The organism is Methylobacter sp. S3L5C (genome assembly GCF_022788635.1).
Classification (GTDB): domain Bacteria; phylum Pseudomonadota; class Gammaproteobacteria; order Methylococcales; family Methylomonadaceae; genus Methylobacter_C.
In genome coordinates this window covers 175,257-198,546 of the sequence record NZ_CP076024.1, presented here as the reverse complement: position 1 = coordinate 198,546, position 23,290 = coordinate 175,257, and the positions used below count along the sequence as shown (strand labels likewise).

General features: G+C 43.4%; 18 protein-coding genes. 16 read left to right on the top strand and 2 right to left on the bottom strand.

Features of this window, described 5'->3' with window-relative positions:
- The first annotated feature begins 7 nt into the window (after window positions 1-7).
- The 8 genes from KKZ03_RS21735 to KKZ03_RS00810 all read left to right on the top strand — a co-directional run bounded on the left by KKZ03_RS21735 (window position 8) and on the right by KKZ03_RS00810 (window position 10,175).
- The gene (locus KKZ03_RS21735) at window positions 8-130 is read left to right on the top strand and encodes a hypothetical protein (protein WP_256451987.1); all 123 of its coding nucleotides are present in this window, start codon (window positions 8-10) and stop codon (window positions 128-130) included.
- A 45-nt stretch (window positions 131-175) separates the two neighbouring features.
- Window positions 176-595: a hypothetical protein gene (locus tag KKZ03_RS00840; protein ID WP_243219366.1), complete on the top strand. Its 420-nt coding sequence runs from the start codon at window positions 176-178 to the stop codon at window positions 593-595.
- A gap of 75 nt (window positions 596-670) precedes the next feature.
- Window positions 671-1,000, top strand: coding sequence for a hypothetical protein (locus KKZ03_RS00835; RefSeq protein ID WP_243219364.1), 330 nt, complete (start codon window positions 671-673; stop codon window positions 998-1,000).
- Window positions 1,001-1,019: 19 nt separating this feature from the next.
- A complete protein-coding gene (locus tag KKZ03_RS00830; protein WP_243219362.1) occupies window positions 1,020-1,349 on the top strand; it encodes a hypothetical protein in 330 nt (109 codons plus the stop codon).
- Window positions 1,350-1,368: 19 nt separating this feature from the next.
- Window positions 1,369-1,530: a hypothetical protein gene (locus tag KKZ03_RS00825; RefSeq protein WP_243219360.1), complete on the top strand. Its 162-nt coding sequence runs from the start codon at window positions 1,369-1,371 to the stop codon at window positions 1,528-1,530.
- A gap of 45 nt (window positions 1,531-1,575) precedes the next feature.
- Window positions 1,576-1,965, top strand: coding sequence for a hypothetical protein (locus KKZ03_RS00820; protein WP_243219359.1), 390 nt, complete (start codon window positions 1,576-1,578; stop codon window positions 1,963-1,965).
- A gap of 922 nt (window positions 1,966-2,887) precedes the next feature.
- Window positions 2,888-8,371 (top strand): glutamate synthase-related protein, encoded by a 5,484-nt coding sequence (locus tag KKZ03_RS00815; protein WP_243219356.1) that lies wholly within the window; start codon window positions 2,888-2,890, stop codon window positions 8,369-8,371.
- 64 nt (window positions 8,372-8,435) lie between these two features.
- Window positions 8,436-10,175, top strand: a complete 1,740-nt coding sequence (locus tag KKZ03_RS00810) for a sulfite reductase subunit alpha (RefSeq protein ID WP_243219352.1) — start codon at window positions 8,436-8,438, stop codon at window positions 10,173-10,175.
- A 214-nt stretch (window positions 10,176-10,389) separates the two neighbouring features.
- Here the strand turns inward: KKZ03_RS00810 and KKZ03_RS00805 are convergent, their stop codons facing one another.
- Window positions 10,390-10,704 (bottom strand): BON domain-containing protein, encoded by a 315-nt coding sequence (locus tag KKZ03_RS00805; protein ID WP_243219347.1) that lies wholly within the window; start codon window positions 10,702-10,704, stop codon window positions 10,390-10,392.
- 287 nt (window positions 10,705-10,991) lie between these two features.
- On the opposite strand from KKZ03_RS00805, the gene KKZ03_RS00800 reads away from it, so the two are divergent.
- The 7 genes from KKZ03_RS00800 (at window position 10,992) to KKZ03_RS21875 (ending at window position 20,695) form a co-directional block, all read left to right on the top strand.
- Entirely contained in the window at window positions 10,992-11,864 is an 873-nt protein-coding gene (locus KKZ03_RS00800) for a thermonuclease family protein (RefSeq protein ID WP_243219346.1), read from the top strand.
- Window positions 11,865-12,138: 274 nt separating this feature from the next.
- Window positions 12,139-13,929 carry an ABC transporter ATP-binding protein gene (locus KKZ03_RS00795; RefSeq protein ID WP_243219344.1) on the top strand — a complete coding sequence of 597 codons (1,791 nt, stop codon included), beginning with the start codon at window positions 12,139-12,141 and terminating at the stop codon, window positions 13,927-13,929.
- A gap of 71 nt (window positions 13,930-14,000) precedes the next feature.
- Window positions 14,001-14,834 carry a PHP domain-containing protein gene (locus KKZ03_RS00790; RefSeq protein ID WP_243219342.1) on the top strand — a complete coding sequence of 278 codons (834 nt, stop codon included), beginning with the start codon at window positions 14,001-14,003 and terminating at the stop codon, window positions 14,832-14,834.
- A 225-nt stretch (window positions 14,835-15,059) separates the two neighbouring features.
- Window positions 15,060-16,541 carry a lipopolysaccharide biosynthesis protein gene (locus KKZ03_RS00785; protein WP_243221723.1) on the top strand — a complete coding sequence of 494 codons (1,482 nt, stop codon included), beginning with the start codon at window positions 15,060-15,062 and terminating at the stop codon, window positions 16,539-16,541.
- Between the two features lie 72 nt (window positions 16,542-16,613).
- A complete protein-coding gene (locus tag KKZ03_RS00780) occupies window positions 16,614-17,663 on the top strand; it encodes an AI-2E family transporter (RefSeq protein WP_243219340.1) in 1,050 nt (349 codons plus the stop codon).
- Between the two features lie 148 nt (window positions 17,664-17,811).
- The gene (locus tag KKZ03_RS00775; RefSeq protein ID WP_305852363.1) at window positions 17,812-19,521 is read left to right on the top strand and encodes a copper resistance system multicopper oxidase; all 1,710 of its coding nucleotides are present in this window, start codon (window positions 17,812-17,814) and stop codon (window positions 19,519-19,521) included.
- Between the two features lie 52 nt (window positions 19,522-19,573).
- On the top strand, window positions 19,574-20,695 hold the full coding sequence (locus KKZ03_RS21875; protein WP_305852362.1) for a copper resistance protein B: 1,122 nt from the start codon (window positions 19,574-19,576) through the stop codon (window positions 20,693-20,695).
- 512 nt (window positions 20,696-21,207) lie between these two features.
- Here KKZ03_RS21875 and KKZ03_RS00765 read toward each other — a convergent pair.
- Complete coding sequence (locus tag KKZ03_RS00765) at window positions 21,208-22,632, bottom strand: M48 family metalloprotease (RefSeq protein ID WP_243221717.1); 1,425 nt, start codon at window positions 22,630-22,632, stop codon at window positions 21,208-21,210.
- A 263-nt stretch (window positions 22,633-22,895) separates the two neighbouring features.
- On the opposite strand from KKZ03_RS00765, the gene tusD reads away from it, so the two are divergent.
- Window positions 22,896-23,285, top strand: a complete 390-nt coding sequence (gene tusD, locus KKZ03_RS00760) for a sulfurtransferase complex subunit TusD (RefSeq protein WP_243219338.1) — start codon at window positions 22,896-22,898, stop codon at window positions 23,283-23,285.
- The last annotated feature ends 5 nt before the right edge of the window (window positions 23,286-23,290 follow it).

Here is a 23,290-nt window from a genome sequence, read left to right as displayed (position 1 = left end):
AACGATCTTGGTTAGTCGATATCCAGAGCAAGGAGCCGTTTCTTCACTTGGCACCGATACCAAAGAAGCATTCAACACGATCAATAAGCCAAGGCGTTTAGCGGTCTTAGTCAGTCAATATCCAGAGTAAGGAACCGGTTCTTCACTGGGCACCGATACTAGAGAAGCATTCACCATGACCAATAAGCCAAGGCGCTTAACGGTCTTGGTTAGTCTGTATCCGGATCAGGCCCGGCTATTCACTGAAGCAATATCTTTATTTGGCGGTAATTCCTTAGAAGCATTCACCACGATCAATAAGCCATGGCGCTTAACGATCTTGGCCAGAGCTGGTACCGATACCAGGGAAGCATTCACCACGATCAATAAGCCGGGGTGCTTAACGATCTTGGTCAGTTGGTATCCAGATCAGGCCCGGCTATTCACTGAAGCAATATCTTTATTTGGCGGTAATACCTTGGAAGCATTCACCACGATCAATAAGCCGGCGCGCTTAACAGTCTTGGCCAGAGCTGGTACCCAGATCAGAGAAGCATTCACCATGATCAATAAGCCAAGGCGTTTAGCGGTCTTGGTTAGTCAATATCCAGAGTAAGGAACCGGTTCTTCACTGGGCACCGATACCAGGGAAGCATTTACCACAATCAATAAGCCGGCGCGCTTAACAGTCTTGGCCAGAGCTGGTACCCAGATCAGAGAAGCATTCACCACGATCAATAAGCCAAGGCGTTTAGCGGTCTTGGTTAGTCTGTATCCGGATCAGGCCCGGCTATTCACTGAAGCAATATCTTTATTTGGCGGTAATACCTTGGAAGCATTCACCACGATCAATAAGCCAAGGCGCTTAACGATCTTGGTTAGTCGATATCCAGAGCAAGGAGCCGTTTCTTCACTTGGCACCGATACCAAAGAAGCATTCACCATGACCAATAAGCCAAGGCGCTTAACGATCTTGGTTAGTCGGTATCCAGATCAGAGAAGCGTTCACCACGATCAATAAGCCGGCGCGCTTAACAGTCTTGGCCAGAGCTGGTACCCAGATCAGAGAAGCATTCACCACGATCAATAAGCCAAGGCGCTTAACGGTCTTGGTTAGTCTGTATCCGGATCAGGCCCGGCTATTCACTGAAGCAATATCTTTATTTGGCGGTAATACCTTGGAAGCATTCACCACGATCAATAAGCCAAGGCGCTTAACGATCTTGGTTAGTCGATATCCAGAGCAAGGAGCCGTTTCTTCACTTGGCACCGATACCAAAGAAGCATTCACCATGACCAATAAGCCAAGGCGCTTAACGATCTTGGTTAGTCGGTATCCAGATCAGAGAAGCGTTCACCACGATCAATAAGCCGGCGCGCTTAACAGTCTTGGCCAGAGCTGGTACCCAGATCAGAGAAGCATTCACCATGATCAATAAGCCAAGGCGTTTAACGATCTTGGCCAGAGCTGGTACCCAGATCAGAGAAGCATTCAACACGATCAATAAGCCAAGGCGTTTAGCGGTCTTGGTCAGTCGATATCCAGAGTAAGGAACCGGTTCTTCACTGGGCACCGATACCAGAGAAGCATTCACCATGACCAATAAGCCAAGGCGTTTAACGGTCTTGGTCAGTTGGTATCCAGATCAGGCCCGGCTATTCACTGAAGCAATATCTTTATTTGGCGGTAATGTCATGGAAGCATTCACCACGATCAATAAGCCAAGGCGCTTAACGATCTTGGTTAGTCGATATCCAGAGCAAGGAGCCGGTTCTTCACTTGGCACCGATACCAAAGAAGCATTCACCATGACCGATAAATCAGGATGCTTAACAGTCTTGGCCAGTCGATATCCAGAGCAAGGAACCGGTTCTTCACTGGGCACCGATACTAGAGAAGCATTCACCATGACCAATAAGCCAAGGCGTTTAACGGTCTTGGTCAGTTGGTACCCAGATCAGAGAAGCATTCACCACGATCAATAAGCCAAGGCGCTTAACGGTCTTGGTTAGTCGGTATCCAGATTAGATAAGCGATTATCATTAGACGGGGTTAGTTTTTCCTATGCAGAATGAATAAGCTATTTAATGGAAACATCAACGCACTATATATAAAGAGTAACGAGCGTTTGTGGAAATGACTGGAATAAGGCAAAATAACGAATCTTCAAAGGTCGGGCCTTTGAATGACTAATTAACTGGAATGATGACTTTTTAAAGCAAAAAGCATAGCCACAAATGTTTTATACAGTAGCTTTTACAGTAGGTTTTAATATTTGTTTTTTGCCTCCTTTGTTATCGCGGCTTGTAGTGGCAATTCAAGACAGGCCATCGGCACCAGTTAGGCATTCAGTGAAGTGCAAAGCATTACACAAACCCGCAAGTTATCTGGCTTGGCGGGTTTTTTATTGCTTATATTTATTTTTCTGTGGATTTTTTGAGTCAGTAAATTAAGCATCTGGTGAGTAATGCTTTTGGAATGTTAATGCGCCATCAACTGGTAAGGCGCCAACTTTACCGATGAGCAAACGAGCTTATAAGCGAATTGCCAGCTTCTTTTGTAGACCCAATTTAATTTGACATTCTGCATAATCTTATTCTGGATGATAGCAGGTATAACAATCAGTTAAAATAATTAAAAATAGCTTTCTTTTCTTTTGTACACTGGTAAAACAAGTTGCCGGCTTTTTATTTATAAGCTGAGTTAATAGATAAATATGGCAAATTACTCGGGCTTGAATGACAAAGGAGCCTGATTATGCTAACATTTCACGGTTTATTAAGTGATTTTTAAATAATTTCACAGTGATTTAATGCGTTAATCTGGTACATATAATTATGATGGCCATTGATATAAACCGACACTAAACGCTGCACATAACGATATGATGAGAGTACGGGCTGGATAATGAATAAAAATTCCCGATTAGGTAATAAAAACGCTATGCTTTACAACGCTGATTTATCGCAGGATAGTTGCGGTGTGGGGTTTATTACTCACAAAAAGAGTAAGCAAACCCACGATTTACTCGCTAAATCCCATGAAGCCTTGTGTACTATTCCCCATCGTGGTGGCATGAGTGCAGAAGGTATCGGCGATGGTGCAGGCGTTAATATAGATTTATCCCTCAAGTTCTTTCGTAAAATAACTGGAATTGACAGTCTCGAACTAGGGCAATTTGGCGTTGCCAATTTCTTTTTTCCTGAAGATCATGATCATTATGATTCTGCGGCAAATGAATTAATTGAACGTCACTTTAAAGATTTTAACCTGCCGATTATCTTGTGGCGTACTATCCCCGTAGATCTTAACGTTATTAATGCTGCAGCGGTAAAAGCCCAATTGCCAATAAAGCAGTGTGTGTTCGGTCGTCCCGACAGTTTGAAAAATGCGTCACATAAAGACTTTGAAAAGCATATTCAGGCTGCCTTGTTATGCATTGAAGTTGAAGGATTTACCCTTGACGAGTTAGCAGGTTTTTACCCGTTATCGATGAGTTCCCGTACTCAGGTTTATAAAGGTCGCTTAAATTCGTTTGAAGTAATCCCTTATTTTAAAGATCTGTACGATACTGATCACGAAATCTGTACCCTGTTTTTTCATACCCGGTTTTCTACCAATACAGCACCAGCAACCATGATGGCGCAGCCATTTCGTTATATGGCGCACAATGGTGAGTTAAATACTGACAAGAAAAACAGGCTAAGTGAAAGCGCTATTGCCAGGCAAAATAACAAACATCTTATTTTTCCTTGTGGCCAATCAGATTCCGGACGTCTGGATCAAACACTGACCCGTCGTATCAACGAAGATGATATGGATATAGTCACCGCTGTTTTGGCAATGATGCCGCCTGCATGGGAAAATGATACCACTTTATCGCCGTCTGTTCGTGCGATGCTGGAATATTTCAGTTTGTATGAAGAAAAAAATGACGGCCCTGCCGCATTAATTTTCAATGATGGTATTCGTGTTGGCGCTCGCCTGGATCGTCTGGGCTTACGGCCTTTGCGTTCAGTAGAAACCGAAGACTATTTGGCGGTAATGTCAGAAGCAGGTCAAATAGATTTCCCACCTAAAGAGGTTTTGAAGCGCGGCCGTATTGAAGCGGGCGGTATGCTGTATTTTGATCATAGTACAGGCAAAGCTTATAACAACCATGAAGTTATGGATCGATTGGCTGGTGAGCAGGATTATCAGGCTTTATTGGTGCTGAGTTGCATCCATCTAACTGAACTGCCACTCGTTGAATTATCAGAACTCAATAACGAGCATACTTTTAACATAGATCAGCAACATACTGCGTATTCCCTTAATCAGGAAAGCTTTAGGTTTCTGCTTGATCCTATGCTGGCAACCGGTGCAGAAAAAGTATCGGCTATGGGTTACGGTTTGGCACCCAATGCCTTATCCAGTGCTGAAGGTGGGATGTCACGTTATTTTAGCCAGCGCTTTGCTCAAGTAACCAACCCACCGCTGGATTCAATTCGGGAAAGTGACGGTATGACCTTGCGCGTGGCGCTAGGTGCAAAACCTACTTTTTCAGATGAACCAAGCAAACAACTGGTTATTGATACGCCCATTTTGCAGCGGACACATCTGGAACAAATTCGCCGGCAAGTCACAGTCAGCACTATCACGCTGGATATGTTATATAGGCCTGACTTTACTGATGCCAAAAGCAATGAAGATGCTCTGGAAGCAGCTTTATTGGTTGTTTGTGAGCAGGTTGAGCAGGCAGCCAGAAATAATACCGGTATTATTATTTTAAGCGATATCAATATCAGTCAGGAGCTTGCCGCTATTCCTGCCTTGTTAATGATAGCAGCAGCTAATCAGCATTTGGTTAAAGAAGGTTTACGCTTTAATTCATCATTAATTGCTGAAACCGGACAAGCCGCCAGTCCCCATGATATTGCCACCATTTTAGGTTTTGGCGCCTCAGCCATCTGCCCTATCAGTGTATACAACCGTGTTATCAGTCATTACCCTGTAGCGGAACAACAAAAAACTTTTGATAAATATCAAAAAGCCGCAGAGAAATCACTCATGAAGACCATGGGTAAATTTGGTTTGTGTACGGTGGAAAGTTATATCGGTGGTGAATTCTTTGAATCTAATTATTTGGATACTGACGAGCCCAGATTAAGTCCTTATTTTCCTAATATTCATGCTTCAGTTGGTGGTGTGCGTTATGCTGATATTGCTGCCAGTGCCAGCGAATGGCATCAAAAAGCGCTGGCTGTCCGGGAAGAAAAAGACATTCCATTTTTAGGTTTGTTTAAAGAGCGCCAGGATGGTGCAGGTCATTCTTATGGCAATACGGCAGTCAGAGAATATATTAATATGACCGATGAGGCGATTTTATATATTCCCCAAGATAAATCACCGGTAGCAAGTGATACCGCTTATATTGATTCAGGTTATGAAAAACGCACACCTGAACAAATCGATAGTTTTGGTATTACGCCCGCTTATCGTAGTTTTGCTAAAAATCTGTACGTTGAACGTGATTCCAGGCCGGCGTCATTACGCGATATTATGGATTTTCCTGCCGATGTTACTTCAGCTATAACGACGCCAGATTTTGATCGCATTCTGTGTAAACAAAATCTACACGGTAATATTAATTATTTGATTCGTGGCTTAAGCGTAAATAAAATCAATGATGATGAATATATAGTTTGTTTAACCGAGAGTTCTTCCAGTCAGCGTTTGCAGCAATTGGCGGAGCATTTTAAAAATCGATTTGCTGATACTAAATTTAGCTTTGCTGTGGTCGATGCTACTCTGGTTGTAAGTGTTTTTGATGCTGATAGCAGGTTGGCAAATTATTTAAGTGCAATAAAAACTGCCCGTGACCCGATTGCCTTAAATGAAGTACAACCAGCGCATGAAATCACTGCCATGCTTGCGTCAGGTGCGATGAGCCATGGTGCTTTAATAGCCGAAGCACATGAAGCCGTTGCCGAAGGTATTAATATCGTGGGAGCGTTAAGTAACTCTGGCGAAGGTGGTGAACATTCCAGTCGTTTTAACACACTACGTTCCTGTAATATTAAGCAATTTGCATCAGGACGCTTTGGTGTTTGGGCTGGTTATTTGGCTGATCCCAATATTAGAGAAATTGAAATTAAGATAGCTCAGGGTGCAAAACCCGGCGAAGGCGGTCAATTACCTGCGACTAAAGTCTCAGTAGAAATTGCCGCCTTACGTGGTGGTACTCCTCGAGTCGAATTGGTTAGTCCACCGCCACACCATGATACTTACTCAATCGAAGATTTGGGGCAGTTAATCCATGATGCTAAAGCTGCGCGCGTTAAAGTCGGTGTCAAGCTGGTTTCATCCGAGGGTATTGGTACCATTGCCGTCGGTGTTGCCAAAGCCGGTGCGGATGTTATCAACGTTGCCGGTAATACCGGTGGTACGGGAGCTGCGGCTGTTACCAGTCTAAAAAACAGCGGACGATCACCTGAAATTGGTATTGCAGAAGTCCATCAGGCCTTGGCCGTCAACGGATTGCGCGATAAAGTAATATTGCGTGGCAGTGGCGCTCATCAAAGCGGTCTCGATGTCGTTAAATCAGCAATTCTGGGTGCCGATTCGTTTGAGTTTGGCACGACGGTGCTGATGATGTTGCGTTGCGTAATGGCGAAAAATTGCAATATTAAGTGTCCGGCAGGTTTAACGACCGAACATGAAGAGTTTAAAGGTGACTCGCGGGTATTGGCGCAATATTTTATGAATCTGGCACACGAAGTCAGGGAAATATTGGCCGTTTTAGGTTACAAAAGCTTACAGGAAATACGGGGTAATACCGATTTACTGCATCTGATTAATCATCCCTCAATGGTAGGTCAACTTGATTTGACCCGGATGCTGGCCAAGGTAGATGTTGTTATGGTGCCAAATCCCGTTTATCTGGAAGCCAGTTTTAGTGTTGATAATAAAATCATTGAACAGGTAAAGACTGCACTTATAAATGGTAAACAGTCACAAGTTATCATCGAGGGCGATGCTTTTAAACTAAATAACTGCAATAAAACAGTGGGTGGACAGGCGGCGATTGATATTGAAAGGATGCTTGCCTACGAATTGACTGATCAGCAAATTGCGAGTTCCAAGGTTATTTATACCCACGAACAGGGGCGTCGTTATTTGGCACCGGATAGTGTTGTTATTCGTACCCATGGCTCGGCCGGGCAAAGTTATGCCGCTTTTTTAAATGACGGTATGCGTATGGAGCATCTGGGTACCTGTAATGATGGCGTCGGTAAGTCTGCTTGTGGCGGGACATTGGTGATTGAATCACCCGGCGGCGGTATTAAAACACCCGGTAACAATGTGTTGATTGGTAACTTTGCCTTATTTGGTGCTACCGGAGGTAAAGCCTTTATCAATGGCGAGGCTGGAGACCGTTTTGCAGTTAGAAACTCTGGCGCAATGGCCGTCGTAGAAGGAGTCGGCGATTTTGCCTGCGAATATATGACCAACGGCGCAGTCTTGAATATTGGCGGTTTTGGTAAAGGTTTCTGTAACGGCATGTCGGGTGGTAATGCTTACCAATATGACCCAGAAAATTTATTGGAAAACCTGTGTGACAAATCTTCTGTTTCCTTGCATAGCCTGATCGAAGACAACGATACCGCGCGTGCGCATGAGCAGTTTATTCTGGCCATGCTTGTAGAGCATGCAGATTACGCAAAATCCAGTAAGGCGAAAGATTTACTCAAAAATTGGGAAGCTGAACGCAAGCATTTTAAATTCGCCATGCCTTTATGGCTTTATAAAACACAAACAAGCCGGTTTTTGCAACAATCAATGGATCGTAAAGAAATGATTGAAGAGTTGGCGCAAGCATTGGCGCAACAGCAAATTGATCAGGTCAAGACTGCTTATCAGGCAAATCAACCACTATTTGGTGGTGCAATACCTGACTATGGCAGTGCCGATAACGCCTTAACGTTTAAATTGGTTAATAGTTTTGCCGTGCTTGAAAAAGCACAACAATGTGCCCGGGAGATGCTTAAACATTTGCCTGAGATACTTCGTTCACAAAGTAAAATAGAGCAAGCTGCGCGTAAACTGATTATTGACCGTCCACGTAAATTACAGGAAATGTTGGTTAAAAGCACTCGCGAAGCCTACAGTAATTATAGTGACGGACAGCTTGCCAGTCTGTTGGCTATTAAACGCCTTAATGATTATAAAACCGCGTTAATTAATCGTTCGGTGCAAAGTATTTATTCCATAGGATCTACTGCCTGGATTATTGAGCAGGACAAAATTAATAAGCAGGCATTAGCAGATATTCCGTGTATAGAAGAATATTTGGCCGGACTTGTTGGATTGGGTATTGTTCAGGGCATGTTGAGCGAAGAAATCGCTTGATATTTGTTGAGCCGGACATTTTGCAAGGTACCCTTTAATAATAATTGAATTGTTAGTAACTTAAATGAAATCACCTCAACTCCCACTTGATGCACCCTATAACGAAAATCAACGCGCATGGCTAGGCGGTTTTTTTGCCGGTATGCACTCACATCTGATTCAAAGTGCTGGCTCAGTCAGTCAAGCAGATAGTCGACTTATTACCATACTGTATGGTAGCCAAACGGGTACCGCCGAAGCCGTTGCCAATGATGCTGCGGCCGTTGCCAAAACTTACGGCTTGAAGCCTTTGGTAAAAAGCATGGATGAAATTGAAGCGGATGCGCTGTCTGCGATAGATTATTTACTGGTTATTACCAGTACCTATGGTGAAGGCGAAATGCCGGATAATGCCCAAATGCTATGGGATAGCGTTTGTGCGGCGACGATGCCAAGACTGGAAGGCATGCAGTTTTCAGTGTTGGCCTTGGGTGACACCAGTTATGATTTATTCTGCCAAGCCGGTATAGACTGGGATGTCAAGTTGGCTGAACTGGGTGCAACACGCGTTTATGATCGCGCAGATTGTGATGTCGATTTTGAAGAGCCGGCTGAGCGTTGGATGACTGCTGTTATTCCACACATGGCCGGAGGCGCTGTTACGACAATTGTCGAAACTGATCCTCGGGTTATCGACAAGCCTGAATACCATCGAAAAAATCCATTCCCGGCCAAACTGTTGGTTAATCGCTTATTAACGGACGCATCATCGTCCAAAGAAACGCGTCATTATGAAATTTCAATAGCCGGTTCAGGCTTAACCTACGAAGCGGGCGATGCCTTGTCCGTTGTGCCAACCAACTGTCCTGAGCTGGTTGTCGCTATCATTAATGCTATTGGTTGTAAAGGCGATGAATACGAGCCGGTCAATGGTGAATTAATGTCCCTACAGCTGGCATTACGTGAACATTTTGAGATCAAGGCACCGAGTAAAGAACTCATTGAAGAGATTGCCATCCGTTCTGGCGACCAGGAACTTAACGGGATTATTGAAACGGGCAATAAAGAACAGCTGGCCGATTATTTATGGGGACGCGATACGCTGGATTTATTGTTGCAATTTCCGCTTTGTGAATTTACGGCGGCTGAATTTATAGCGCTATTAAAACCTTTGCAACATCGAGCCTATTCGATTTCTTCCAGCGGCAAGCAGTATCCGGATGCTGTGCATTTAACGGTTGCCAGTGTCCGTTATGATAGCCATGGTCGATCACATAAAGGTGTTTGTTCAACATTTTTGGCTGATCTGGTTAATGCTGAAACCAGCGTACGTTGTTTCTTTACACCCAACAAGGTGTTCAGGGTGCCTGAAGATAATAATCTGCCCATGATTATGGTCGGTCCCGGTACTGGTATCGCACCTTTTCGTGCCTTTTTGCAGGAACGCCAGTATCGCAATGCTCCCGGTAACAACTGGTTGTTTTTTGGCGATCGTAACGCAGCAACTGATTATATTTATCGTGAAGAACTGGAAAATTTTCAGGAAAGCGGTTTGCTGACACGTTTGGACTTAGCGTTCTCCAGAGACCAGGATGCCAAAATTTATGTACAAGACAGGATGCGTGAACAAGGTGCCGAGTTGTTTTTGTGGTTGGAGCAGGGCGGTTATTTCTTTGTTTGTGGTGATGCTTACCGAATGGCAAAAGACGTCGATCAGGCACTGCATGATATTATCGCCATGCATGGCAAATTTTCAGAACAGCAAGCTATCGATTACGTTAATCAACTGAAAAAAGATAAGCGTTACGTCAGGGATGTTTATTAATCATTGATAGGATTATCAATAAAAAATCGCAGTTATTTAGTACCTTGCTGCGCATAATCCATTCATGCGCAGGGATATCATGATAACAGTCAAAAGTATTACCAAAGCCTGATTTGAAATCAGCTAACGTACCTTTTAATAAATCGGTGCGTTATTAGCTTTAGGATGTCGGTAATTTTAATAACAAGTTTATTGGAATAACTAATAAATTTATTTATTTTACAATGAGACTGTTATTAACCATTTTGACTCCTTTAACCGTTCTCGTGATCTCAGTGGCTCTGGTAGCGACTTCATTGGAGTTAACGAAGCCACTAAGCTGCACAACGCCTTTAAAAGTTTTAACACTAATTTGAAAAACTTTAAGTTTGGAATCACCTAATATTGAAGTTTTTACTTTGGTAGTAATGGCCGAGTCGTCCAAATATTCACCCGTACTTTCATAGGTTTTACCTCCGGCACAACCAGCAATAGAAAAGACTAACATAAGACTTATTAGTAAACGAAGCAGCAGATTTAATTGGCTCATAATAGTTTTTTTAGAGAAATCAGGTGTAAGGTTACAAGTCATGATAGTAATATCTACCATCAGGTTTTGGCGCAATCCGCATTAAGATAAATGATAATACTCAAGTGGTTGCTATTAAAATAATACAACAATCTCGAATAGATGTAACGAATGATAGAAAAAGAGATGAGACTTTTCTTATCGTTTGCACGCTGTTTGGGTAATTTTATGCTTTGAAATATTTACCATTGCGGATAATCTTACCGGTTTTGTTCTGTTTTATTTTCGGCAGATTAAGGCTTAATAAAATGCAAAACAACCCCTCTTTTAGCGATCAATTTAGTGGTTATACAGGTAAGTTGATACTGGGCTTGTTGATCTTAATACTATGCCTGCCTGTTTGTGCAGACTCAAAAATCTATCAATGGCAGGATGCAAAAGGCAGTGAGCATTTTTCTGATCGATTTAATCCTGATGCAAAAATTGTTAATATAAAGTCAGGTTATGGATTTTACAGTGTTAAAACAGTTTATGATGGCGATACCATTGAGTTGGAGAATGGGAAAAAAATTCGTTTTTTGGGAATCAATACGCCGGAAATTCAACATAGGGATAAACCGGCTGAGGCAGGTGGAGAAGAAGCCAAGGCTTGGTTGCTTGGTAAGCTTAAAAATACTAAAGTTCGACTGGAATTTGATATTGAGAAAACCGATAAATACGGAAGAATTTTAGCGTATTTGTTTACCGAAAAAAAAGAGCATATTAACTTGTCTTTGGTTAAAGCAGGCCTTGCAACAGTTAGTATTTACCCGCCTAATTTGCGTTATGTTAATGAGTTGGTTGCCGCCGGGAATGCAGCGGAGCAGGCTAAATCGGGTATTTGGCAGCGACCGGAGTATGCCGCAATACCGGTTGGCAGTCTTACCGAGTCAGTACATCATGGCTGGACGCGACTGGCAGGAAAGGTTGTCAGCATTCGTAATACCTCAAAGTCTGTTTACCTGGTTTTTTCCAGCCAGTTTGAAGCACGGATAGAACGGCAATGGCTGTCTTTATTTCCTGATGTTAATGAGTATGTTGGTAAAACTGTTGAAGTCCGTGGTTGGCTGAGTAAAAACAGAAAACAATTTTCAGTTTTAATTCGTCATCCCAGTGCGCTTAGGCAAATTGACAGCAGGTAAGGTTTCGGGCTTTTCAGTAGAGCGGGCAGAGGCCTGAATTCATATGCGTACAGTCAAGATGCGCTTTTATATCACATTGATTTATAAGATATGTCATAATAAAAAAAGCCGTTGAAATAGTTGTGTTAGTTAACAAATTTAGAAATACCTTCAGATCCCGGAATTTGAGTCATACTGATTATAATGACGTTGTCGCATTAATCCTTAAATTGAGGATGATAATAGTGAGATACTACAATCATCCGCTTATAAAAAAACTATCTAATCTATTGTCGTGCAATCAAAACAGACTAAACACGCTTACACGTGGAGCTCTATCTATCAAATTGCGTTGGAACATAAAAAAGCCCTGATTTACTCTCATTTCATCGCTATCTTGGCAACTATTGCCAGTGTTCCCGTACCGTTACTGATGCCGTTGTTGGTTGATGAAGTATTATTGAATAAACCAGGCGTGGCAATCGGCTTTATCAATCGATTATTCCCTTCCGAATGGCAGCTTCCCATTCTTTATATTTCGGTTATTTTAATTGTCAGTTTAATACTAAGAATTATAGCCAGTATTTTTAACATCATTCAGGCTCGACACTTTTCCTGTATTTCCAAAGACATTATTTTTCGCATTCGTAAAAGCATGATAGGGCATCTGCAAACCATATCCATGTCTGAATATGAGAGCCTTGGAACCGGTACGGTGGTTACTCATCTGGTTAAAGATCTCGATACCATTGATACATTTATTGGTACCACCGTTAGTAAATTACTGGTGGCCAGTTTGACGATTCTCGGAACGGCGGTTATTTTACTGTGGATGCACTGGCAATTGGGCTTGTTTATTATGCTGTTAAACCCCGTAGTGATTTATTTCACGCGTGTGGTTGGTTCTCAGGTTAAAGATCTTAAATCCAAGGAAAATTCTGCTTACGAAGTTTTTCAACAATCGTTAACGGAAACGCTGGAAGCCATACATCAAATTCGTGCCAGTAATCGTGAGCATTATTATTGTGGTCAATTGATAGAGTCTGCCCGCTCGGTTAAGGAATATTCAACCGCCTTTGCTTGGAAAAGTGATGCGGCATCGCGATTAAGTTTTCTGGTATTTTTGTTTGGCTTTGATATTTTCCGTGCCTGCGCCATGCTGATGGTTTTTTATTCTGATCTCAGTATTGGTCAAATGCTTGCGGTATTTGGTTATCTCTGGTTTATGATGGCGCCCGTACAGGAAATTCTGGGTATTCAATATGCTTTTTATGCCGCGAAAGCCGCGTTGTCGCGTATCAACAGACTGAATGCACTCGAACAGGAGCCGCATTATCCGCATCTTGAAAATCCTTTTTTGAATAAAAAAACCGTAGCTATTAGTGTCAATAATCTACATTTTAGTTATGGAGAGGAAAAAATACTTAACGGTATACATTTAAAAATTAAAGCCGGAGAAAAGGTTGCCCTGGTTGGTGCCAGTGGCGGCGGTAAGTCTACCTTAATTCAAACTATGATTGGTCTTTATTTACCGAGTGAAGGGCAAATTTGCTTTGATGGCGTTCCTATTGAGCGCATAGGTTTAGAAATTGTCAGGCAGAATGTGGTTACGGTACTACAACACCCGGTTTTGTTTAACGATACTATTCGCGCCAATCTGACTTTGGGTAAACCCGCCAGCGATGCTGTATTATGGAATGCACTGGCTATTGCACAATTGGAAGATGCGGTTAAAGATCTGGCAAGCGGTTTAGATACGATCGTTGGCCGGCTTGGTATGCGGCTTTCTGGTGGTCAACGGCAAAGAATGGCTATTGCCCGCATGATTGTTGCCAATCCTAAAGTCGTGATCTTGGATGAAGCAACTTCTGCGCTGGATAGTGAAACCGAGCATAAATTACATCAGGCGTTGGCTACTTTTTTAAAAGGCCGAACCACTCTTATTATTGCTCATCGTTTAAGTGCTGTTAAGCAGGCTGATCATGTTTACGTTTTTGAACAGGGGATAATTTGTGAACAAGGACGTCATGAAACATTAATTAATAACAAGGGGCTTTATGCCAAACTTTATGGCGAATACCAATAAAGTAGATATCGGGTAAAAGGTGAGAAATAATTTCCTTGAGCCTTTCACCTTTTACGCGGAACCGAATACTTATGACCGAACTTTACGATTTACACTGTCACTCAAATGCCTCTGATGGTACCTTGTCACCAACAGACTTAGTCCTGCGTGCACATCAGCAGGGCGTTACCTCACTGGCCTTAACCGATCACGATACCACTACCGGACTTCCCGAGGCGCAGTTGTGTGCAGCGGCAACCGGTATTAAGTTAATTCCGGGCATTGAACTTTCTACCAACTGGCAAGATAAATGTTTCCATATAGTCGGGTTGGGTATTGATCCGGCTTATCTGCCTTTGGCTGAAGCTACCCATAATTTACAGACTACTCGTCTGGAACGAGCCGAAAAAATTGCTTTAAAATTGGAGAAAAAACACATTCCGGGCGCATTTGAGGCAGTCAAAAAAGCCGCTGGCGAAGGCATGATTACTCGCACCCATTTTGCCGATTTCCTGCTGTCACAAAATCATGTATCAACTCAGCAAGAAGCTTTTGATCGTTATCTGGCAAAAGGCAAAGCCGCTTATGTCTCAACTTCGTGGGCCGATCTGGAGTTGGCAATTAGCTGGATTACCGGAGCGGGTGGTGTTGCCGTATTGGCACATCCTTTACGTTATAAGCTGACCGCTAATTGGATGAAACGCTTGCTGACTGTTTTTAAGGATGCTGGCGGTCAGGGTATAGAAGTTATCACCAGTCGCATTAATGCTGATGAAATCCGCGTGGCAGCCGCTTATGCAACACGTTTTGAGCTGGCAGGATCAATGGGATCCGACTTTCATAATGTAAGCAATCAATGGGTGGAATTAGGCAGGCTTGCACCTTTGCCCAAGAACATCAAGCCGGTATGGGAATTACTGGGTTAGCCTATCGTTAGCCAGTATTTGCGCTAAAAATACTCTTTATTTTAGTTAGAAGAATTATCAGGTTGATTTCTCTGCCGAAAGTTTGTGGCATTAAGGTTAATGCAGCAACAGTTAATATGGGCATCTTTATGGCCAAAGTTATTCCACCCGATTCAAATTCGGTTCATCCTGTATAATTTCGTGCCACAGCCGGAATTATCCGATGACACCTCAGACTTATACGATATGGGTATTATAAGAAAACTTGCCTCTCAAACAGCCATCTACGGTATTAGTAGTATCTTCGGTCGATTCCTTAATTACCTGTTGGTTCCACTCTATACCTATTACTTCTCTGCCGCAGAATACGGCGTGGTATCAGAGTTTTATGCTTATGCCGGATTCTTTTCCGTTTTACTTTTGTTTGGTTTTGAGACCGGTTATTTTCGTTTCCGCGATAAGGCGCATTCAGGTAAAGATGTTGCCTATTCAACAGCGCTAATTTTTGTTGTCCTGGTTAATGTGGGTTTTTTCCTGGCCATTCTGCTCATTAATTCAAAGCTTTCAACGGCGCTTAATTACGCCAATCATCCCGAGTATGTGTTGTGTTTTACCTTAATCTTAACCCTGGATGCGATTGCCGCCATTCCATTTGCGAGGTTACGGGCAGAAGACCGGGCTTTTCGCTTTGCCGGGATCAAGGTAACAGAGATAATTATCACAGTATTGCTTAGTTTGTTTTTTATTATTTATTGCCCGAAGGTTTACGCAGAAAATCCCCAATCATGGATAGCCAGTGTTTACAATCCTGCAATAGGTATCGGTTATATCTTTATCGCCAACCTGATAGCCAGCGTCTTCAAGTTTGTGTTGCTTGCTCCTCAATTAAAGGGGTTGGCCTGGGGCTTTGATCGAGAGTTGTTCGGTAGAATGGTTCGTTATTCGTTACCAATGGTGGTGATTGGTTTTGCCGGAATTATCAATGAAATGCTTGATCGTGCCTTGCTAAAGTACTTGCTGCCTTATGACGCGCTGACTAATATGAAAATGCTTGGTATTTATAGTGCCTGTTACAAGCTGTCTATTTTGATGTCTTTGTTTATTCAGGCGTTCCGGTATGCCGCTGAGCCGTTTTTCTTTGCTTATTCCGATAATAGCGATGCGCGTATCGTTTACGCAAAAGTACTTAAGTTTTTTGTGATCTTTTGTGTGTTCATTTTTTTATTGGTGACGCTGTTTATCGATTTCTTTAAGTATTTTCTTGGCGATGAGTTTCGTGCGGGTCTTGAGGTTGTGCCGATTTTATTACTGGCTAATTTGTTTTTGGGTATCTATGTTAATTTGTCGATTTGGTACAAACTGACTGACCGTACCTTGATGGGTGCCTTTGTGTCTTTGTCTGGTGCAACGTTAACGATTGTACTTAATATTTGGTGGATACCCCTGCTCGGTTATGTGGGTTCAGCATGGGCGACACTGGCATGTTATGCCAGCATGGCGGTGGTGTCTTATTTGCTGGGACGGCGCTATTATCCGGTCGCATATGATGTTAAGCGGGTACTTGGTTATATCATGCTGGGTATTGGTTTGTATCTTGCCCGTGTACAGTTGCCGATAGGTGTTGGTTGGCAACAACCCTGGTTATTGTCCGTTGAGTTGATGGCGATTTATCTTCTTGTGACCCTGCTTTTTGAGCGCCGGCAGTTGGTAGTTATGGTTAAACGCTAAAGGTTGTCACACTATTGACTCTGTTGTGAATTAAAATGCGGGGTTGTATTTTTAAGTCATCATCGATAGCTTATGCGAAATAATCTGCAAGTACGCGCTCGTTTTATTGGCGGCCTGATTTTACTGTTGCTGGGAGCCTGGGTTTTACATGGTTTTCTTACGTTGCTGGTTTGGGCGGTGGTGCTGGCAATTGCTAGTTGGCCTGTTTACCAGCGGCTATTGGCTTCTAATGATCGACATGGAAAAATGACTTGGGTTGCCCTAGCGCTTACTTTGATGATGGGTGCTGTTATTTTGGGACCATTAGGTTATGGCTTGAGTCGGTTGCTACAAGAAGCACAGATACTCGGTCAACTGCTGACTGATGCGAAAAACAGGGGTATTTCCCCGCCCGTGTGGCTTGAAACCATGCCAATAATCGGGCATTGGGCTAAAGAGTATTGGATGAACGTGTTGGGTAGTGCCGAAGCTGCCAATGAATCATTGCGCTGGTTAAGTACAGGCAAGGCCGTCACTTATACCAAAGACTTTGCCAGCCAGTTGGTGCATCGGTTTTTTGGATTTTTGACCATTCTTCTGGTGCTACTTTTTGTTTATCAACATGGCGATAGTTTGGGGCGTCAGATTTTAGCCAGTAGCCGTAAGCTGTTTGGAGAAAAGGGTTTTCGTTATACCTTGCATGCCACGATTGCCGTCCGTGCAACAGTTAATGGCATGATGCTCATCGGTTTGGGTAAAGGCTTGTTGATGGGGATTGGTTATGCGTTGGTCGGTTTAAGTAATCCGGCTATATTGGGTGCATTAACAGGAATTTTTGCCATGATTCCCTACGCAGCCAAATTGATTTTCGGCACCTGTGCTTTGGTACTGGTGGCTCAAGGACAGATGGCTGAGGGTGGTGCGCTGTTTGCATACGGCATGATTTTGACTTTGGTAGCGGACCATTATATTCGCCCCGCATTAATTGGTGGAGCGGTAAAGCTGCCTTTTATCTGGACGCTGTTGGGGATTTTCGGTGGAATGGAAACCTTTGGTTTGCTGGGTTTGTTTTTAGGACCGACCTTGATGGCGGTGTTGATGTCGATTTGGCGAGACTGGGTTAATGATATTAACAACCCTTAATAATCAATAATTTAAGGCGGTAGTCAAGAGTTTTTTATACCTGCGAAAGATATCAAGTAATATGGCGATAACCATCCACTTAATCTATTACATTTAAGATCATACGCCCCAAGTTGAATACCATTTTGTGCCCAAGGATAGCCTTACCATGCCACCTATTACCAGACCTTCTTTTATAGTGCCTGATATTTCCCGTAGACGGTTTGTTCAGGGCTTGGCTGTTTTAGGGTTGTCGTCGTGGATAAAATTGGCTCAAGCAAAATTAACAATCCAGACAGAAGTGCTTGTCGGTACTAAATTTAATCTCATCATAGCAGAAACAGCGGTTAACTTTACCGGTGTGTCACGTATGGCAACTACCGTTAATGGCTCGCTTCCTGCGCCAACACTACGTTGGCGGGAAGGTGATACGGTAACGATTCATGTTACCAACCAACTTGCCGAGGAAACCTCGATTCATTGGCACGGTATCATTCTACCTTATCAAATGGATGGTGTGCCAGGTATCAGCTTTAAAGGTATCGCTCCGGGGGAAACCTTTAGCTATCGCTTTAAAGTTCAGCAATCAGGTACTTATTGGTATCACTCCCATTCCGGTATGCAGGAACAGACAGGGCTATACGGCACAATTATCATTGATCCGGCCGGTATCGAACCCATTCAGGCTGATCGTGACTATGTGGTGCAGTTATCCGATTGGACTGACGAAGACCCACTGACAATTTTTGCCAAGCTAAAAAAGCAAAGTGATTACTACAACTTTAACCAGCACACGGTAGTTGATTTCTTTCATGATGCAGTTGGAGAAGGTCTGGTCAACGCTATCCAAAAGCGTCATATGTGGAACATGATGCGCATGAATATGACCGACTTGGCAGATATTTCTGCCTATACCTATACTTACCTGATGAATGGCAATACCTCGGTCAGCAATTGGACAGGGCTATTTCGTCCGGGCGAGAGAGTGCGATTACGCTTTATTAACTCGGCTGCGCAGACTTTTTTTGATATTCGTATTCCTGGACTTAAGATGCTGGTGGTTCAGGCTGACGGGCAGAACGTTGAGCCTGTTTCTGTGGATGAATTTCGTATCGGTCTTGCTGAAACTTACGATGTAATTGTGATGCCTGAAGAAGGGGCTTATACCCTCTTTGCCCAGACTATGGATCGTACCGGCTATGCTTGCGGTACCTTGGCGACAGTTGTTGGTATGACGGCGGCAGTACCTGCGCTGGACAAGGCAGTTGCCCTCTCCATGATGGACATGATGGGTGACATGGGTATGGATACGATGGATCACAGCGCTCATACCAATATGGCAACGGGCGGAAAAAATGCCCGTGTACATCATGCCAGCACCGAATATGGCCCCAGTGTTGACATGCGTGTGGATACGCCACGTAGCAATCTTGATGATCCTGGTATTGGCTTAAGAAACAATGGTCGCCGGGTTCTTACTTACGCCGATTTACACAGTATTGGCGGATCGCGAGATCCAAGGAAACCCGCACGGGAAATTGAGCTTCATCTCACAGGTAACATGAAGCGTTATAGCTGGTCTTTGGATGGTCTTGAATTTGGCAAATCCTCGCCGGTACATTTTCGCTATGGCGAGCGTCTGCGCGTGATTTTTGTTAATGACACGATGATGTCACACCCCATGCATTTACATGGGATGTGGCTTGATCTGGAAAGCCCGGATAGTGCTTTTCAGGTTCGTAAACACACTATCATCGTACAGCCGGCGCAGCGGGTGACTTTTCTTGTTACCGCAGATGCTTTGGGGCGTTGGGCAATGCACTGCCACCTGTTTTATCATATGCATGCAGGCATGATGCGTGAAGTGGTTGTCGCTTGAACAGAATACAATCAAACCCGCGTAATCTAAAAGTGGAGCCACGGAATGACCAATGAGCTATAGAATCAATTTGATTATCAGCTTGATGGTTCTTAATGTATCTTCATCTTGGGCGCAAGAAAATCCTGTTATCGTTGATCACAGTCACCATTTTGCTATTACCAAAGGTGATAAGTCTACGAAAAAACCAGTGGTAACTCCGGTAGAAAAAGTCGGGGACATGGAAAATATGCCCGATATGGATCATGAGTCTATGTCGGGGATGGATCATGGCAAGATGAATCATGAGTCCATGTCGGGTATGGATCATGGCAAGATGAATCATGAGTCCATGTCGGGTATGGATCATGGCAAGATGAATCATGAGTCCATGCCCGGTATGGATCATAGTAAGATGAATCATAAGTCCATGTCGGGTATGGATCATGGCAAGATGAATGATGAGTCCATGTCGGGAAATTCGGCACCGTCAGATGCTCGCGATCCACATGCCTATTCAGAGGGTTATGATTTTGGGCCAATCTTACATCCGCAAATGGGTGATGAAGATAACCTTATTTCGCTTCTGGTTGACCGGCTTGAAAGTGTAACCAGTCGTGAAAGCACTACAATGACTTATGATTGGCAGGCCTCGTTTGGTCAAACCTATAACCGTGCGCTAATCAGAGCCGAAGGTGATATCGAGGCTGGCACGTTTAAGGATTCTCGCAATGAGCTACTCTGGGCTCATGCGGTTACGGCTTATTGGGATACGCAACTGGGTGTACGCTACGATAGCGGTAAGGGCACTGATCGAGGTTGGCTTGCCTTTGGTGTTCAGGGATTGGCACCTTACTGGTTATATGTGGAAGCTACCACTTATGTTAATGAGCGGGGAAGAGTCGCATTCCGGCTTGAAACCGAGTACGATTTATTGCTAACGCAAAAACTCATTATGCAGCCACGTATGGAGATGAATTTTTACAGCCAAAGAGACGACACACGAGCTGTCAGTAGTGGCTTATCCGATTTTAACGGAGGTGTGCGCCTACGTTACGAGATTCGCCGTGAGATTGCACCTTACATCGGTGTTGAATGGGCTGGCAAGTTCGGATCAGCGGCTGATTATATGCGGACTACCGGAGATGTTCCTCAAGGTACTCGGTTTGTCGCCGGAGCCCGTTTTTGGTTCTAAGGACTACAGTCCGTTAATGGCCTGTGTTGACGCTGTTTTGTAACTTTGTGCCAATGCCTTTTTAATTACTAAGGTTTGGCTCAATAGCACTTTAATCTACGAATAAACGGCTATGAAGGTATTTGGGTTATAAAATTACCATTCCTGAATAACAGGCAATAAAAAGCCCGCATTAAGCGGGCACATTGAGTCTTATTATTTTTATTATGTAATTGTCGCTGATTCAGCGCAACTCAACCCAGTAGTGTTACTCTTTTATTATTATTGATGCGCCCCGAAAGGCTTCTTTCCCCCCCTCTTTCAACTGGTTGTTAAACCAGCTTAGCCCCGTAAAGCTGGCGTATTTTATATCCAATAAATTACCAGCGTCCACAAAAAAACCAGGTTTTTTCGGAAAAAAATAGTAATTTTTAAAATGGTTAACAAATACAGTCTGTTATAGTATTTTAGTGATTCCTAATAAGTGAAATCGCAGGCAGCGAGTGCTCTTTTCAGGCGCTACATATATTTACTTACCGGTTAAGCCTTGATTCTTGTTCTTGTCTTAAGAAAAAGTGGAGGCGTTCACTCAGTATTGAAGATAGCTGAAAATTGAGTCCTTTTGATTCTTGAGCCAGTCTTATTTGCAGAATCGCATCTTGGGTTCCCCCCATTGCATAGTAGTATTCTGCAAGATAACGATGAGATTCAGCCGGTTGGTTCAAGTTACTATAGACTTGTGCTAATAATTCCCAATAAACGGGGGTTTTTTGCATTACAGGACTTAATGATAATAAATTTTTTCGAGCCAGTTCTGTTTTGTCAGTTTTTAATAAAGCATTGATGTATTCGAGTTTAATGGCTGTATTATTGGGAAATTGTTCAGACAGCTTTTGATAACGATTAGCGGCAGTTGTGTAATTGTGAGCATCCAGGGCACTGCGTGCAAGAGCGGTAGGATATTGAGGTTGCTCCGGATATTGCTTGGTTAATGCTTGGAAAATATTTTCAGCTTCTTTATATTTTTCCTCTTTTAGTGCGACTAAGCCCATGCCATATTGCGTAACAATTTGCTGTTCTGTTGTTCCTTGCAGTAATTTTGATTGAAAATATTTTTTTACGGCAGCGGTATCAGTCGTTGTTAAAACCCGAATTTTTGCTTTGGTTAATTGATAGCCCAGAGAATCGGGATATTGTTTGTAAGGATAATTTTCGGCGCGCCCACGAGTGTCGGAAATACGCGAGGCAGTCACGGGATGAGTCCGTAAAAATTCCGGAGTTGCCTGTCCGTAATAACGGGTTGCTTGTTGTAAGCGTTCAAAAAATATTGGCATACTACGAGGATCGAATCGCGAGCCTACAAGGGTTTGCATCCCGACACGGTCGGCTTCTGCTTCATTTTCACGGGTGAAATTAATTTGAAACTGTACGTTACCCGCCATAATGGCCATGATAGCTGCTTGTCCCATGGCCGGTGATTGTGTCCCCAATAGAATAGCCGCCAAAGTTGCTGCGGCACTAGGAATAGATAAACGACCTACCGCTTCTGCTGCACGGAATAAATGTCGTTGGGTTACGTGAGAAATTTCGTGTGCCATTACCGAGGCTAATTCACCTTCTGATTCGGTCATTAGAATCAGTCCTGAATTAACGCCAATATAGCCGCCAGGGCCCGCAAAAGCGTTGATGTCATTTTCCATAACAACAAAAAAGTGGAACGGATGACCTGGTGCATCGCTGTTGGCAACCAGTTTTTGACCAATTGACTGAATATATTCCTGAATCTCTGCATCCTGATTGATTGTTATCTGCGAGTGCAAGCTTCTGAAAAATGCTTCGCCAAATTCTTTTTCTTCGGCAGGTGAAATCAGAGTCCCGGAGGAATCGCCCATATCCGGCAAGTCGATTTTATCAGTCTCAACAGCTTGTTGTGGCACAATAAAGTTACCGGGGTTCATGATGATAGGTTGCCCGGTATTTTGCCTTGGTGCGGGGAAGCCATTGGGAGTTACGATGATCTGTCGCTCAACAGCCTGCTGTGGCGTAGGGAAGAGGGTAAGGCTTAATGCCAAGGTGATAGCAGAAGGTTTAAACATGGGGGCTCAGGGTTACGATAATAGAGTCACTAAATCAGCATGGGATTAGTTACCTGCAATAGAATATCAGCTATTCATTATAAAACATCTCAAATAAATACAACCCAAGAAAATAGCGCTTTAAAATGAAATTTGCCATTCAAATTAATACCAGTCCGTATCAATCAAATAGCGGGCATTGTGCCTATCAGTTCATTGAAGCTGCTTTGTTGCAGGGTCATGAAGTGTTCAGGGTGTTTTTTTATCATGACGGAGTTTATCAGGCTTTTAAACATACAACGCCGCCTGATGATGAGCTTCAATTTACTGCGCAATGGAGTGAGTTGACGCGGCGCTATCCGATTGACTTAGTCGTTTGTATTTCGGCGGCTCAAAGGCGCGGCTTATTGGGGATCGATGAAGCCAAGCGACAGGGCAAGCAGGACAATGATTTAGCCGATGGTTTTCGGATTTCCGGTTTGGGACAGTTGGTTGAAGCGACGCTTGAAGCTGATCGATTTATTGTTTTTGGGTAAGTATT